This is a genomic window from Flavobacterium columnare (assembly GCF_014844295.1).
GTDB lineage: Bacteria > Bacteroidota > Bacteroidia > Flavobacteriales > Flavobacteriaceae > Flavobacterium > Flavobacterium columnare.
In genome coordinates, this window is record NZ_CP054494.1 from 741,547 (window position 1) to 755,993 (window position 14,447).

Sequence of the window (14,447 nt, forward strand, 5' to 3'; positions counted from 1 at the left end):
GGATTTTGACTCCGCACGCAGAGTCGGGCAAAGGATTTCATTTTATCCCCGAAATAGGCGAAGAAGTCCTTGTAGGTTTTGAAAGCGGCAATGCAGAAAAACCTTTTGTACTAGGCACTCATTATAACGGAAGCGAAACCAGTGGGTACCATACTAGCGGCAATGATGTAAAAGCCATTCATACCCGATCTGGAACTAAAATTATTCTAAACGATGCCCAAGGTTCTGTTTTTATAGAGGATCCTAGTGGCAACACTTGGACGATGGACGGTCATGGGAATATTAATGTGAATGCGCCAAAAAACATGATCATTACCGCAGGCGAAGATATGATTATTAATGTAGGCAAAAACATGAGCACAACTGTTGGTATGAATATAACTGAAAGTGCAGGAATCAACAAAAACGAAACCATTGGAGCCATGAAAAATACTACAGTTGCAATGGATATGATGACGATAGTAACAGGTAAGTTGACGGAGATTATTGATGGAGATATGGTTTCTGAAACAAAAAAGGAAAGAATTCTTTCGAGCAACGGAAAAATAGTTTCTCAAAGCGAAGGAACTCACGAACAACATTCTAAAAAAGAAGTTCAGAATAATTCTGCAGAGAAGTCTAAAATATTCTAAAATGTTATGGGAAAGACAACAATTGTAAAAGGCAATGTATTTCTAACAACAGGAGGAAATTTTAAAGTTCACAGCAAAGAGAATATTGAGAACCATTCTCAACAACAGGTAATACAAAAAGGTGTAGATAAAGGTGTAACTCATAACAAACCTAAATCAGCAACATTAACAGATTTAAAAATTATTAAAGTTGAAGGGCCTTTTGATGAGAATGACAAGTTGATGGATAAAATAGGTTTTGAAAAATTTTACACCTACAAGGCTACACCGTCAAGAAAACCAACCGAGGCTGAGGTTAAACTCTTAAAGTGGGCAACTAAAAATGATGATGAAAAAATTAAAGAATTAGGAGGAGTAGCTTCTAATAATCAACTTAGTAAAGATGGGAAAATTATTATTAATATAGCTATTAATAATGAATGTGAAAAGGCAAGGGTTTATGCCTTTTATAAAAAAGCAAGTGATAGTATAAGTGTAAACGTAACTATGCTTGAACCATTGATAATTTTTGTTTGTGGTTATTGGAATAAAGATATGCCTTATGCTGGAGACCAATGGAATGAAAAATATTGGGGGAAAAGCTTAAGGGAAGTCTCAAAAAAATACTTTAAAACTGAAATTGAATTTTTTTTAAACGGAGCAGGGAATTGGCATTCTCAAGGAGGAACTCGATGGAAAAATGGAGAAAAATTTGCAACTGATAGATATAAAAATCAAAAATCTAAATTTTTCAAAGAAGTTTTTAAAGACAAAAGAAAAATAATGATTGTCTCTCATAGTATGGGTGGTGCTTTTGCCGAAGGTATGATAAGTTTTTTAGTTAAAAAAGGAGTAAAAGTTAGTAAAGTTGTTCACCTATCACCAGCAGATACTTCTCAATTTTCTGTTACTTTACCAGACAAAACATATCAAATAGATATTACTTGGGATCCTGTTTTATCATATAAAAATCTTGACGATTCTCAAATAATAAGAGGGATGAAGTATTATGGCTTAATTCAAAACCCTAAACACGATGAATTTGGACATATGTATACAAAACAAGAGACATTTGTATGGAATGCATTTGAGGATTTAGAAAAAATAGAGTTATTATTTAATAGAAGTGAAACTAAATATGAAAGATTGCCTTCCGATGGCTTAGGACCTGTTACCACTATTAAAATGGAGGTTAAAATTTATGATACCAAAAAAATAATTCATAATACGGTTTTTGAAAAATTAAAAAAGAATGGTAAATACTATTTCTTCGATAAGAAAATAAAAAAATATTATACTCAAAATCAATGAAAAAGAAAGCAATAATACTCTCGACAATATTTGTTTTTATTTATCTATGTTATCGCTATATGGGAATTTTTATTTTTTGGTTATTTACTCCAGGAGATGGTGAGTTAAGACCCGCAGAAAAAATTCTTTTTGAAAAAGTAAAAAGTGAAAGTAAGGCATTAGATATTTGGAGAGAACCAAAATATCATATTTCAGATCCTCGGGATAGCGTTACTTATAGATTAATAATTAGAAAAAAAGAGTCAAATATCAATATTGATTTAGATAGTTTAAAAATAAAAGCAAAAGATATTGCTATTGAAATTGAAAATAAATTAAATCTTAATTCAAAATTTATTAACTATGAAATAATTTATGAATATGTTCGTTCAGGCGATAAGAAATTCAAATTCAAAAGGACTGAAATTAAAAAACTTAATATTAAAAAGTAGTTCACCTATCACCAGCTGATTGTTCTGATTTTAAAGTTAATTATTCAAATTTAACTTATTAACTTGATATTTTTTTTAAAGAAATTTCTAATAAAATGGCAACTGAAATCAATAATAAAATATCCCTAAATGATAATTTTTATAAATATAAATTCATTTTTTACTGTAAAGAAGACACATATTCTAGTATAAGTAATTCATCTAAAAGTTTCTTTTTTTTAAGGGATAGTTTAAAAAAATGATTTTTTTGAATATAGATGATGCAGATTATAAAAATTATAATTTCAGCAAATTTATTGTATGCAGTTTTGTAAAAATTTAGATGATGCTCAAACTATTAAAGGGGTAAAACATTTTAGCTTAATTCAAAACCCTAAAGATGATGAGTTTGGAAATATGTACAGAAAACAAGAGACATTTGTATGGAATGCATTTGAGGATTTAGAAAAAATAGAGTTATTATTTAATAGAAGTGAAACTAAATATGAAAGATTGCCTTCCGATGGCTTAGGACCTGTTACCACTATTAAAATGGAGGTTAAAATTTATGATACCAAAAAAATAATTCATAATACAGTGTTTGAGAAATTAAGGAAGAATGGTAAAAATTTCTTCTTTGACAAAGCGGTTATGTAAGCTTCCCTCAATTAGCTACATTCAAAACTAAAGAAATCCAATCAATAATTTTAAATTTCTCTTGTTGAAATGTGGGAAACTCTTCGGCGGTTTCAAAGTTGAGTTTCCCATATTTCAACAAGAACCCTATAGGCGTCATATAATTCAGCCCAGAATGAGGTCTTTCATTATTATAAATCCATATCCATGCGTTTACATAATTCTGCATTTGGCGGGTTGATTCAAACATATAACAATCCAATACTTCCTGTCGAAATGTTCTATTAAAACGCTCAATCAAACTGTTTTGGGTAGGTTTTCCAGGTTGAATATAGGTTAATTCTATTTGATTATTTTGGCACCAATCCTTCATCTTTTGTGCGATAAATTCGGGACCATTATCTACGCGAATTCGCTCTGGTTTACCCCTCCTTTGGATTAAATTGTCTAATTCATTAATCACCCTTTGAGCAGGCAAGCTGTTGTTGATAGTAACCATTAATGCTTCCCTATTAAAATCATCTATGACATTAAGAGAACGAATTTTCCTCCCATCTTGTAGCGTATCCTGCATAAAATCAATACTCCATGTGATATTAGGTTGAATTGGTCTGAGTAAAGGCTCCTTTATTCTTGCGGGAATTCTTTTCTTACGCTTACATCTTAAATTTAGCCGCATTTCTGTATAAATCCTATAAACTCGTTTATGATTCCATAGATAATCTAAATTTCTCAAACGGTTATACATCATCCAAAAAACCCAAGTACGATGAGATTCAGCCAATTTTAATAACTCTTCGGAAATTTGAAGGTCGCAATTTTTTCGTTTGGACTTATAATAAAACACAGAAGTACTTATACGAAACAGCTTACACGCCTGACGAAAGCTCATTTTAAATCGCTTCCCAACATAGATAACAAGCTCGCGCTTTTCGGCAGGCATTAAAGCTTTTTTTCGATTACATCTTTTAAAACGGTGTTTTGCAAAGTGAGTTCGGCAACAATTTTTTTATACTGGCTCAATTCTTTTTAAAGCTCTTTTAATTGTTTGAGCTGATTGGGTTCAATGCCAGAATATTTACTTTTCCATTGATAAAAAGTGGGCTGACTTATACCAAATTCACGGCAAATTTCATTGACCGTTTTGCCCTTGTCTTGTTCTGAGATAATTTTGATGATCTGTGTCTCAGTAAATTTACTTTTTTTCATATTGCTAAAATTAAAAAATTATACTTTTAATCGTAGCTGTTTTTGGGGAAGCTTACACTCTGTTGTTAAACCTTTTCTATAAAGACTAAAAATGAGTTTTCGATGCTCTTCATCCTCATTTCTTAGAACTCCAAGCAATGCTGGATAAAAGGTATCTCTTCGTGTTCTTGGTACCTTTAAAACCATTTCTTTGCCAAAACCATTAGTAGTTCTAGTTCTAAATCCATTTGCATAATCCGTGGGATTTTCTGGCTGATGCAATACCCGTTCTGACTTCATAAAGGTCTCTAAGGTCATTTGCATTAATAAATTCGTTCCATTTTCTGAATTTGCAACTTCCAATAATAATTCCGAAATTTGAGCGTGTGTAAAGTCCATAATTGTAAATTTTAATGGTTCATAATTTTAAAATTACAAAAAATTCTTTACACACTTTTTTTGTACAGTATCTTTTTGTTTGTTTTTTTCTACGTTTAACTAATAGATAATTAGCTGATAACACATCAAAAAGCCTACCTCTACCCATTTTTATTTGATGTTCTAGTAGAAATGGTTGTAATAACTCATATCGTTTTCTACCTCCCATATCACGATGGTTTTTTCTTATTTTTAAAACCTCAGAAACAATTAAATCATCTTCAAAAGCGTATTGTTCCTGATGCCAAAAGTGTTGATAATAGGCTTGTCGTGTTACACCAAGTAATCCGCAAAATTTGCCTAAACCAATCTTAGGATAATGGTTCTTCATCTCCTGAATTACTTGGTATTGGACTTTTTTACAATATTGATTTTAAACTCTTTTTCAGCTATTTCTATCATTCTACGATAAGCCTCAGCTAAAAGTTTTACTTCTTGAAGTTCTTTTTCGAGTTCAGTAATCGACTTTTGAGAGTCCCTTTCGTCTTTATTGATTTTAACTGATTTCATATCAGGTAAAGATACAATTCTTGTTTTTAAAACATCAAAACCTCTTTCTCTTAACCAATAGGTAAGTCGACCATTACCAAGATTATGCTTTAACTCAACTTCTTTTAGGGTCAATCGAGCCTGTTAGATAATCATTGCAAACAAATCTTTTAAATTCTTCCGAATATTTTGATTGCCACTTTGTAGAATATTTTACTGAATATCTTTCCATATTTTTACACTTTTTTGTAAAAACATTTTAAGACAAGACAGTGAGCTTCGTTTAAAATACCACTGGTAATAAAAAATCCAATTTTGAAAAATTTCAAAATTGGATTTTTTTATATTTTTTTAATTGTATTCGCCTTACTTCTGAATCTGCCTGATTATTTTTTAAATTCAATGTAGCGAAAACTTCAACTGTGCAAAAAATTTTCGTCATTTTTACCTTTTTTGCCCTTTTCATTTTGATCACAAAATCTAACGCAAACCTGAGGTTAAAAAAATAAGTCTTGCCGATTAATTTGCTACTTCACTAATAAACTTAATTCGCATAAGTCGCAGTTCCTCTGTGTCGTAATCTCCATCAAATTCATTTAAAGCATCCTGAATTTTATCTGATTCTGAATCCATAAAATAATCATGGATCTCTTGCTGTTGATCTTCATCTAAAATTTCATCTATCCAATAATTAATATTTAACTTAGTACCTGAGTAAACAATTTGCTCCATTTCTTTTAATAAGGCATCCATATCTAATCCTTTGGCTTTTGCAATATCATCTAAAGGGAGTTTTCTATCTATATTTTGAATGATATAAAGCTTTAATCCTGAATTAGCTCCAGTAGACTTGACTACTAAATCATCAGGTCGTATAATATCATTTTCGTCAACATATTTGGCTATAAGATCTACAAATGCTTTTCCATATTTTTTAGCTTTTCCTTCTCCTACACCTTGAATATTGCTTAGTTCAGCAATTGTGATAGGGTATTTTAAAGCCATATCTTCTAATGAAAACTCTTGAAAAACGACATAAGGTGGCACTCCTTCTTTTTTACCTACTTTTTTACGCAAATCAACTAACATAGCCATTAGAACCTCATCTGTTGTTCCTGAGGATTTAGCAGCAGTTAGTACAGTATCGTCTTCATTATCATCAAATTCATGATCTTCTGTCATCATAAAAGATGTTGGCGTATTTAAGAACGCATAGCCTTTATCCGTTATTTTTAAAACCCCATAGGTTTCAATATCTTTACGAATGTAACCATCAACCATTACTTGACGGATCAGTGCCATCCAATATTTTTCGTCTTGATCTTTACCTATTCCAAAAAACGGTTGGGCATCTGTCTTATGTGCTTTAATTACGGCATTTAATTTACCTATTAAAGCTAAAATAATTTCTTTTGCTTTATAAATTTCTTTTGTATCTCGTATAGCCTCTAACAATTTAACTACATTATCTTTGGCTTCTGTTTTCTTTTTAGGATTACGCATATTGTCATCCATATCTCCCCCTTCTCCCGTTTCATTATCAAACGTTTCTCCAAAATAATGCAATAAAAATTTACGACGCGACATAGAGGTTTCGGCATAAGAAACAACCTCTTGTAACAAAGCAAAACCTACTTCTTGTTCTGCTATGGGTTTTCCTGCCATAAACTTCTCTAATTTCTCAACATCCTTGTATGAATAGTATGCCAAACAATGCCCTTCTCCCCCATCACGTCCTGCTCTTCCTGTTTCCTGATAATAACTTTCTAAAGATTTAGGTATATCATGATGAATTACAAATCGCACATCGGGTTTATCAATTCCCATACCAAAAGCAATGGTAGCTACTACCACATCTACCTCTTCCATCAGGAACATATCTTGATGTTTGGCTCTAGTTTTAGCATCAAGCCCCGCATGATAAGGCACTGCCGAAATACCATTGACTTTTAGAACTTCCGCTATCTCTTCTACTTTTTTGCGCGAAAGACAATAAATAACCCCTGACTTCCCTTTATGTTGTTTTATAAAACGAATAATATCTGCTTCTACATTTTTAGTTTTTGTTCGTACTTCATAAAATAAATTAGGACGATTGAACGATGCCTTGAATACATTTGCGTCAGACATTTCTAGATTTTTTAGTATGTCTTCTTGAACTTTTGGTGTAGCTGTTGCCGTTAATCCAATAATTGGAATTTCACCCAGAGCTCTAATTATATTTCTTAAATTTCGATATTCAGGTCTAAAATCATGTCCCCATTCTGAAATACAATGGGCTTCATCAATAGCAACAAAAGAAATTTTATGTTCTTTCAAAAAATCAATATATTCTTCTTTTGTTAAAGATTCAGGGGCTACATACAATAATTTCGTAAAGCCAGATGCTATATCTTTCTTAACTTGGTTTATTTCTGTTTTATTTAATGAAGAATTAAGAACATGTGCAATTGCATCTCCAGAGCCTAAACTTCTAAGAGCGTCTACTTGATTTTTCATTAACGCAATCAGAGGCGAAACGACGATAGCCACGCCCTCCTGAATCAGCGCAGGTAACTGATAACATAACGATTTCCCACCTCCTGTGGGCATTATAACAAAAGTATTCTCTCTAGATACAATACTCTTTACTACTTGTTCTTGTAGTCCTTTAAATTGGCTAAATCCAAAATACTTTTTTAATTCTTTGTGTAAATCAATTGGGTCAGAACTCATTCTTCAATTATTTTCTATTGATAAGTTAACGAAATGATGAAAATCAAACAGCTTTTATACTATCCCCAACTAGTAAAAAAAAATGCGTTTGGTGTTTTTTTGAGAAATTTTAAACAAATTTAATAAAATTTCAATCAAATAAAAAATCCTTTCAACTAGGTATTTTTATAAATTTGCACTGAATAAAGATACTATTTTCTTTATCATTATACAAATTTTAAAAAGAGACCCTTGTTTTGACAACCAAAGACACCATCCTTGCCGCTGCTAAAGCCTCCTTACTAGAACAAAGTGAAGCTATAGCAAACTTAGTAAACTATCTAACTGACGATTTTGCTCAAGCAGTAGAAGTTATATATAATACAAAAGGCCGTCTAATCGTTACAGGAATAGGAAAAAGTGCCATTATTGCTCAAAAAATGGTTGCTACTTTTAATTCTACAGGAACCCCGTCTATGTTTTTACATGCCTCCGAAGCGATACATGGTGATTTAGGCATGGTGCAAAGTGGCGATGTCATTATTTGCATATCAAAAAGCGGGAATAGTCCCGAAATAAAAGTATTAGTTCCTTTATTAAAACGTTTTGGCAACCAATTAATAGGAATGACTGCTAATCTTCACTCTTTTTTAGGCAAAGAATCTGATTTAGTATTACATGCTTATGTAAGTAAAGAATCTTGCCCTAATAATTTAGCGCCTACTAATAGTACTACTGCCCAGTTAGTATTAGGCGACGCGTTAGCCATTTGTTTAATGAAAAAAAGAGATTTCAAAAGTGAAGATTTTGCCAAATACCATCCTGGCGGAGCATTGGGAAAAAAGCTCTTACTACGTGTTAGTGATCTATTAGACAAAAATCACAAACCACAAGTTACTCCTGACTCCCCTATAAAAGATGTAATTGTAGAAATATCAGAAAAAAGACTTGGCGTAACCGCTGTAATAGAAGGCAAACAACTAATTGGTATTATAACAGATGGAGATATCAGAAGAATGCTAAACACGACTGAAACCATATCAGGATTAAAAGCAAAAGATATCATGACTCTAACGCCAAAAACAATTGCGTTAGATGCCATGGTAATCGATGCGTTTCATACAATGGAAGATTTTTCGATTACACAATTAGTAGTGGAAGCCGATGGAAACTATGTAGGAATATTACATATACATGACATTTTAAAAGAAGGAATTATATAAATGGCTAAGAAAAATTTATCAGAAATGTCTTTTTTAGACCATCTAGAAGAACTTAGATGGCTACTTATAAGAAGTACTATAACAATTGTTATATTAGCAATCGTAGTATTCTTTTTTGCTGATTTTATATTTGATCAAATAATTTTTGGTCCTACACGAGTAGAGTTTATTACATATCGTTTTTTTTGCGATGCTTCTCACTATCTTGGTTTTGCTGATACAATTTGTATTGAAGAACTTCCTTTTACCATTCAAAACACCAGTATGGAAGGGCAAGTAAATGTTTTTGTATGGATGTGTATTACAGCTGGGTTTATTTTGGGATTTCCTTATATATTATGGGAATTATGGCGTTTTATCAGCCCCGCCCTGTATGATAACGAAAAAAAATACGCCAAAGTTTTTATCATTTCAGCATCAGTTCTTTTTTTTACAGGTGTTCTATTTGGTTATTATGTCATAGTTCCTATGTCTGTAAATTTTTTAGCCTCTTTTTCTATCAGTAGCGTAGTTAAAAACGATATTGATTTAAATTCATATATAGGAATGGTTAAAACATCTGTATTAGCGGGTGGTATTTTTTTTGAAATGCCCATCATTATCTATTTGTTAACTAAACTAGGACTTATTAAACCAAGTTTTTTACAAAATACTCGAAAATATGCTATCGTAATTGTATTAATCATAGCCGCCATTGTTACCCCTCCTGATGTGGTAAGTCAGGTAACTGTTGCAGTTCCTATGCTTTTAATTTACGAAATGAGTATTATTATTTCTAGAATTGTCTACAAAAACCAATTAAAAGAACAAAATGGCTGATTTAGTAAAAGATTTTAATGATTATCGTTCTAAAATGAACGAAAAAATATTAGGCGATGATAATAAGGTTATCAAACGAATTTTTAATCTAGACACAAATACTTATACGGAAGGTGCTTTAGATACCAAAACAAAAGAGTTAATGGGACTAGTTGCATCAGCTGTATTACGTTGTGATGATTGTATCAAATATCATCTAGAAACTTGTTACAAATTAGGCATCAAAAAAGCTGAAATGATGGAAGCTATGAGCGTTGCTACATTAGTTGGAGGTACTATTGTAATTCCTCACTTAAGAAGAGCTTACGAGTTTTGGGAAGCCCTTGAAAATAATTAATTTATTTTAAAATTAGTCATTTTGAAAAATTGAAATTATATTTTTATACTCATTTCTCTTTTTCTTTGATTAATTTTAAGTTTATTTGTCAGATTGGATTTAAAAAATGATTTTGAATATCTTATTCATTTTCAAATTTTTCAAATTTTCAAATTTAAAACATGGTATTAAGAGCAGATAATTTAGTCAAAACATACAAAAAGAGATCCGTTGTAAAAGGGATATCTGTTGAAGTTAATCAAGGTGAAATAGTTGGACTTTTAGGTCCTAATGGGGCTGGAAAAACAACTTCCTTTTATATGATTGTAGGCTTAGTAAAACCTAATTCGGGAAATATTTACCTAGATGACATGGACATTACGGATTTCCCTATGTACAAAAGAGCTCAAAACGGTATTGGCTATCTTGCTCAAGAAGCTTCTGTTTTTAGAAAGATGAGTATTGAAGATAATATAATGAGCGTCTTACAATTGACTAATCTTACTAAGGATCAACAAGAAGAAAAGATGGAAGCTCTTATTGAGGAGTTCTCATTAAATCATATCCGTACAAACCGAGGGGACTTACTATCGGGTGGTGAGCGTCGTCGTACAGAAATAGCACGATGTTTAGCTACTGATCCTAAATTCATTTTATTAGATGAACCTTTTGCGGGTGTTGACCCTGTGGCTGTAGAAGACATTCAACGTATTGTAGCGAAACTTAAAAATAAAAACATCGGTATTTTAATTACAGATCATAACGTACAAGAAACTCTTGCTATTACAGACAAAACATATCTAATGTTCGAAGGAGGTATTCTAAAAGCTGGAGTTCCTGAAGAATTAGTAGAAGATGAAATGGTACGTCGTGTATATCTAGGACAAAATTTTGAATTGAGAAGAAAAAAATTAGAATTTTAATACAAATACTACGATCAAGAACTTAAAAAAATATTTTTTTTAAGTTCTTGATCTATTTTTCTTCTGGGTTCTTTTCAGTCTCAAAATAAAACCAATATGAAAATATTAATGTAGGTAGAATATTAACATAAAACTAGGTTAATATTTATTACAAAGTTATTTTTTGGTTAATCATAAGTATAATCCAAACATTTAGACTTATACATTCTAAATATTTTTTTTGCTTTTCTTAAAATTCTTAGATTTTATGATCCTCCCTTTATCTGTAACTAAAACATAAGAATAAGCTGGATAATTAGCTAATAACTTGGCTCCTTCTTTTAGTCCCAAAACCATTATAGAAGTACTAAAACCATTGGCAATTTCTGCACTAGGACCAAAAACAGTCGCACTACAAATACCTTGGCTTGGATAACCTGTTTTAGGATTAATAATATGGGAATATTTTTTTCCATTTATTTCTACATATTTTTCATAGCTTCCTGAAGTGGTTACAGCATATCGTCCTAATTTCACGATATCTACAAATTCTTCTTTTCCAAAAGGATTGGTAATTCCTATGCTCCATCGTTTTCCGTTAGCTTGTTTTCCCCAAGTAGTCAAATCACCTGATGCGTTAATAATTCCTCCCAAAACTCCTTTTGTCTCTAAGAGGGTACGTACCCGATCAGCCGCATAGCCTTTTCCTATAGAACCAAAACCAATCTTCATCCCTTTTTCTTTTAAAAAAATAGTAGATTTTACTGTATCTATTACGATGTTTTTATAATTTACTTTTTCTATAGATTTTTTTATAGCAATTTCTGTAGGCATAGCAGTCATAGAACCATCAAATTTCCATATTTTATCCATTGCTACTATACTAATGTCAAAAGCTCCTTCTGTTATTTTAGAAAAATACAATCCTGACTTTGTGAGTTGTATTATTTCATTATCTACTTTTACAGGTTGTACACCTGCATATTGATTAACTTGTGAAATTTGTGTAGTAGGTTTCCATTCTGAAATCAGATTTTCTATGCGATCTATTTCAGTTATGGCTTCATCAATTCTTTTTTCAGCCAAAATGCTATCTTTTTCTACTATGGTAATATCAAATCGGCTTCCCATAAGTGTAACAGTTCTATGACGTTGTACCTGTGCATACTGCAAAAAGGGAAAAAGTAGAATCAAGACTAGTATTTTCATTAATAACAATCTATTAAAATTTGTTCTTTTGATTTGTAAAAATCTATTTTTTTAGTATCATTTCTTAAAGCATAATTCTCTAACAAGGTTTCTATGTCTTTTTGCATGGCTAAAGATCCACAAATCATCAACACTCCTTCTTCCTCTAATATCTGAAAAATAAAATCTAAATCGCGATTTACTAAATCTGTAACATAAGATTGATTTCCTTCTCTAGACAAGGCTAATTTAAAATCTTGTAATCTACCTTCTTTTTTAAACACTTTTATCTGAGCTTCTATTTTTTGTACAAAAGAACTTTTTGCTCTAAACCCTGCATATAAATATAGGGATTGCTTTGATGTAGCTTCTGCTATCATTCCTAAAAAGGGAGCAATACCAGTACCATTAGCAATCATCACTACTTTCTTATTTTTAGGTCGATTAAATTTAACATTTTTTACAATAGTTCCTTTTAGCGTTTGTCCTTCTTCTAATTGATAGAGATAATTAGATCCTAATCCTCTGGGATGTAGTTTTATCATGAGTTGTATTGTATCTCCAAGCTTACCGATAGAATATAAACGCTCTTTTTGAGAATGTCCTAGCTCTATAGCTAGCAAATCACCTGAACTTACTTTTATTGTTTTTTGAGGTTCTAATACCAGTATAAAATTAGAGCAATTTCCTTCCACTTGGCTTTTAGAAATCACTTTAAACAGGGTTTTCTTTTTGTTCTTATCTAAATACGTCGTTTCTAAATTACTTAATTGAATGGTAGTAGTCTTATTCCAATTTGATATCCAGTGTAGCCAATCGTTCATAGATTGATCATCTATTGTGTGTAAATCAATTATTTTTTGATTCCAAGATTGTTTTTTTAATAGTGTTTCTACTTGTTTAGCATATCCACAAAAATCAGGATATTGGGAGGAACCAAATCCTACTACGGCTGTTTGTATGGTATGTAATTGTTTGTATTTTTGAATTAATCCTTCAAAACGACTGGCATTAGCAGGTGCATTACCATCACCGTAAGTGGAGGTTAAAAATAAAATGGTATGTGCATTGGGTGCTGTTTGATACTGATTCATAGATCCAACAAAGGATTTGATTCCTTGTTGTAAAAACTGATTATGAATGGCATTAGCAAACTTCATCGTACTCCCGTTTTCTGATCCAACTAATAGGATTAATTCACCCTCCTCTAAAGTATAACTATTGGTCTGTCTATGACGTAACCGTTTATATGAAATCAAAAATCCTGAAACAATAAAAACCAAAATACTGAATACGCTAAGTAATAATACGGACGACCAAAGAATAGATCCTCTTCCTGTATGTAGATCTAAACTGAGGTTTTCTAACCTCACCCATTTTGATATTGGAACTTCACTCAATATCTCTCCATTCCATTGATTGATTAAGATTACTCGATCTTTTAAATTTAGTGTAAAGTGTTCTTCTACTTCGTCTGCAAACGGAAATTCTAACTTTTGAACATCTGATAATAAAACCTTTTTAAAAATGGGAAAATCTTCTATTTTTTTTTGAGAAAGCGGTTTTTGAGAAACAATTTCCTTATGATTTAGTAAAGAATCTTTCTCTAAAATTTTAAAATTATATAGTGTTAAAAAAGCTCCTGTTAGGGCCATAATCAAAATAGGGATAGCCATCCATCTACTTAGTAATACATGAAGATAGGAAGACCAATGATCTTTTTTAATTTTTTTTATAAGACCTACGAAGCCATTTTGGCGTTTTAGCAATAAAGCAATTCCCGTACTGGTTATAACAGCCAGAAGAAAGGCATTGATTCCTAGAATAATTCGCCCTGTTTTATGCAAAAAAAGCGATCGGTGTAAAGAAGTTACCCATTTGATCCATTGTGTGTGTTTTTTAGGAGTTCCTATTATTTTACCCGTATTAGGGTTAATAATAGCTTCTACTTCATTAGCATCTGTATCTAATCCTTTTATTATTACATACTGGCTAGGAGAAACGGTTAGTTCTGCTACTTCGATGAACTCTTTTTTCAGAGGGGTTATAACTTTTGCAAGTTTGATTTCCTTAAAATTATCAACTTTATAGGATGGAATTTCTTGATTTATGGTATCTATTGCTAAAATTCCTCCCGTTACAGAAGCTAGTACTAAAAATAGAGAAGCTATAAGAGCCAAGGCAAAATGAGCCAATCGCCAAATAGATAAGGTCATTGCCTA

Annotated in this window: 16 protein-coding genes; 8 read left to right on the plus strand and 8 right to left on the minus strand. The window is 31.5% G+C overall.

What is annotated here, in order from left to right; all coding sequences use genetic code 11:
* Positions 1-5 precede the first annotated feature (5 nt).
* The 4 genes from HUE53_RS03315 (at position 6) to HUE53_RS03330 (ending at position 2,989) form a co-directional block, all read left to right on the plus strand.
* The gene (locus HUE53_RS03315; RefSeq protein ID WP_192188704.1) at positions 6-632 is read left to right on the plus strand and encodes a phage baseplate assembly protein V; all 627 of its coding nucleotides are present in this window, start codon (positions 6-8) and stop codon (positions 630-632) included.
* A gap of 6 nt (positions 633-638) precedes the next feature.
* Positions 639-1,922, plus strand: a complete 1,284-nt coding sequence (locus HUE53_RS03320; RefSeq protein ID WP_192188705.1) for a hypothetical protein — start codon at positions 639-641, stop codon at positions 1,920-1,922.
* Positions 1,919-2,353 (plus strand): hypothetical protein, encoded by a 435-nt coding sequence (locus HUE53_RS03325; RefSeq protein WP_123906739.1) that lies wholly within the window; start codon positions 1,919-1,921, stop codon positions 2,351-2,353. The genes HUE53_RS03320 and HUE53_RS03325 overlap by 4 nt, the downstream gene beginning before the upstream one ends.
* Before the next feature lie 300 nt (positions 2,354-2,653).
* Positions 2,654-2,989, plus strand: coding sequence for a hypothetical protein (locus HUE53_RS03330; RefSeq protein WP_014166613.1), 336 nt, complete (start codon positions 2,654-2,656; stop codon positions 2,987-2,989).
* 7 nt (positions 2,990-2,996) lie between these two features.
* Here the strand turns inward: HUE53_RS03330 and HUE53_RS03335 are convergent, their stop codons facing one another.
* From HUE53_RS03335 to recQ, 6 genes are all read right to left on the minus strand, one after another.
* Complete coding sequence (locus tag HUE53_RS03335) at positions 2,997-3,911, minus strand: IS3 family transposase (protein WP_192188706.1); 915 nt, start codon at positions 3,909-3,911, stop codon at positions 2,997-2,999.
* Positions 3,912-3,997: 86 nt separating this feature from the next.
* Positions 3,998-4,177 carry a transposase gene (locus HUE53_RS03340; RefSeq protein ID WP_014166567.1) on the minus strand — a complete coding sequence of 60 codons (180 nt, stop codon included), beginning with the start codon at positions 4,175-4,177 and terminating at the stop codon, positions 3,998-4,000.
* Positions 4,178-4,195: 18 nt separating this feature from the next.
* Positions 4,196-4,555 (minus strand): transposase, encoded by a 360-nt coding sequence (locus tag HUE53_RS03345; protein WP_192188707.1) that lies wholly within the window; start codon positions 4,553-4,555, stop codon positions 4,196-4,198.
* 19 nt (positions 4,556-4,574) lie between these two features.
* Positions 4,575-4,925, minus strand: coding sequence for a hypothetical protein (locus tag HUE53_RS03350; RefSeq protein ID WP_014166610.1), 351 nt, complete (start codon positions 4,923-4,925; stop codon positions 4,575-4,577).
* Positions 4,926-4,933: 8 nt separating this feature from the next.
* The gene (locus tag HUE53_RS03355; RefSeq protein WP_014166609.1) at positions 4,934-5,218 is read right to left on the minus strand and encodes a hypothetical protein; all 285 of its coding nucleotides are present in this window, start codon (positions 5,216-5,218) and stop codon (positions 4,934-4,936) included.
* Between the two features lie 384 nt (positions 5,219-5,602).
* A complete protein-coding gene (gene recQ / locus HUE53_RS03360; protein ID WP_014166608.1) occupies positions 5,603-7,798 on the minus strand; it encodes a DNA helicase RecQ in 2,196 nt (731 codons plus the stop codon).
* A gap of 236 nt (positions 7,799-8,034) precedes the next feature.
* Between recQ and HUE53_RS03365 the strand changes: the two genes are divergently transcribed.
* The 4 genes from HUE53_RS03365 to lptB all read left to right on the plus strand — a co-directional run bounded on the left by HUE53_RS03365 (position 8,035) and on the right by lptB (position 11,058).
* A complete protein-coding gene (locus tag HUE53_RS03365; RefSeq protein WP_014166607.1) occupies positions 8,035-9,000 on the plus strand; it encodes a KpsF/GutQ family sugar-phosphate isomerase in 966 nt (321 codons plus the stop codon).
* Positions 9,001-9,819 carry a twin-arginine translocase subunit TatC gene (gene tatC / locus HUE53_RS03370; RefSeq protein WP_014166606.1) on the plus strand — a complete coding sequence of 273 codons (819 nt, stop codon included), beginning with the start codon at positions 9,001-9,003 and terminating at the stop codon, positions 9,817-9,819.
* On the plus strand, positions 9,812-10,156 hold the full coding sequence (locus HUE53_RS03375) for a carboxymuconolactone decarboxylase family protein (RefSeq protein WP_192188708.1): 345 nt from the start codon (positions 9,812-9,814) through the stop codon (positions 10,154-10,156). The genes tatC and HUE53_RS03375 overlap by 8 nt, the downstream gene beginning before the upstream one ends.
* 161 nt (positions 10,157-10,317) lie before the next feature.
* On the plus strand, positions 10,318-11,058 hold the full coding sequence (lptB, locus tag HUE53_RS03380) for an LPS export ABC transporter ATP-binding protein (RefSeq protein WP_014166604.1): 741 nt from the start codon (positions 10,318-10,320) through the stop codon (positions 11,056-11,058).
* Positions 11,059-11,265: 207 nt separating this feature from the next.
* Here the strand turns inward: lptB and HUE53_RS03385 are convergent, their stop codons facing one another.
* Complete coding sequence (locus HUE53_RS03385) at positions 11,266-12,246, minus strand: FAD:protein FMN transferase (RefSeq protein WP_065213321.1); 981 nt, start codon at positions 12,244-12,246, stop codon at positions 11,266-11,268.
* A complete protein-coding gene (locus HUE53_RS03390) occupies positions 12,246-14,441 on the minus strand; it encodes a PepSY domain-containing protein (RefSeq protein ID WP_014166602.1) in 2,196 nt (731 codons plus the stop codon). Before HUE53_RS03390 ends, HUE53_RS03385 begins: the two co-directional genes overlap by 1 nt.
* Between the last annotated feature and the right edge of the window lie 6 nt (positions 14,442-14,447).

Bases quoted from the DNA above. Each gene is read 5' to 3' on its own strand.
- HUE53_RS03330 (WP_014166613.1), top strand. From the start codon at position 2,654: ATGCAGTTTTGTAAAAATTTAGATGATGCTCAAACTATTAAAGGGGTA.
- HUE53_RS03385 (WP_065213321.1), bottom strand. From the start codon at position 12,246: ATGAAAATACTAGTCTTGATTCTACTTTTTCCCTTTTTGCAGTATGCA.
- lptB (WP_014166604.1), top strand. From the start codon at position 10,318: ATGGTATTAAGAGCAGATAATTTAGTCAAAACATACAAAAAGAGATCC.
- HUE53_RS03350 (WP_014166610.1), bottom strand. From the start codon at position 4,925: ATGAAGAACCATTATCCTAAGATTGGTTTAGGCAAATTTTGCGGATTA.
- HUE53_RS03375 (WP_192188708.1), top strand. From the start codon at position 9,812: ATGGCTGATTTAGTAAAAGATTTTAATGATTATCGTTCTAAAATGAAC.
- HUE53_RS03325 (WP_123906739.1), top strand. From the start codon at position 1,919: ATGAAAAAGAAAGCAATAATACTCTCGACAATATTTGTTTTTATTTAT.
- tatC (WP_014166606.1), top strand. From the start codon at position 9,001: ATGGCTAAGAAAAATTTATCAGAAATGTCTTTTTTAGACCATCTAGAA.
- HUE53_RS03345 (WP_192188707.1), bottom strand. From the start codon at position 4,555: ATGGACTTTACACACGCTCAAATTTCGGAATTATTATTGGAAGTTGCA.
- HUE53_RS03335 (WP_192188706.1), bottom strand. From the start codon at position 3,911: ATGCCTGCCGAAAAGCGCGAGCTTGTTATCTATGTTGGGAAGCGATTT.
- recQ (WP_014166608.1), bottom strand. From the start codon at position 7,798: ATGAGTTCTGACCCAATTGATTTACACAAAGAATTAAAAAAGTATTTT.
- HUE53_RS03320 (WP_192188705.1), top strand. From the start codon at position 639: ATGGGAAAGACAACAATTGTAAAAGGCAATGTATTTCTAACAACAGGA.
- HUE53_RS03340 (WP_014166567.1), bottom strand. From the start codon at position 4,177: ATGAAAAAAAGTAAATTTACTGAGACACAGATCATCAAAATTATCTCA.
- HUE53_RS03390 (WP_014166602.1), bottom strand. From the start codon at position 14,441: ATGACCTTATCTATTTGGCGATTGGCTCATTTTGCCTTGGCTCTTATA.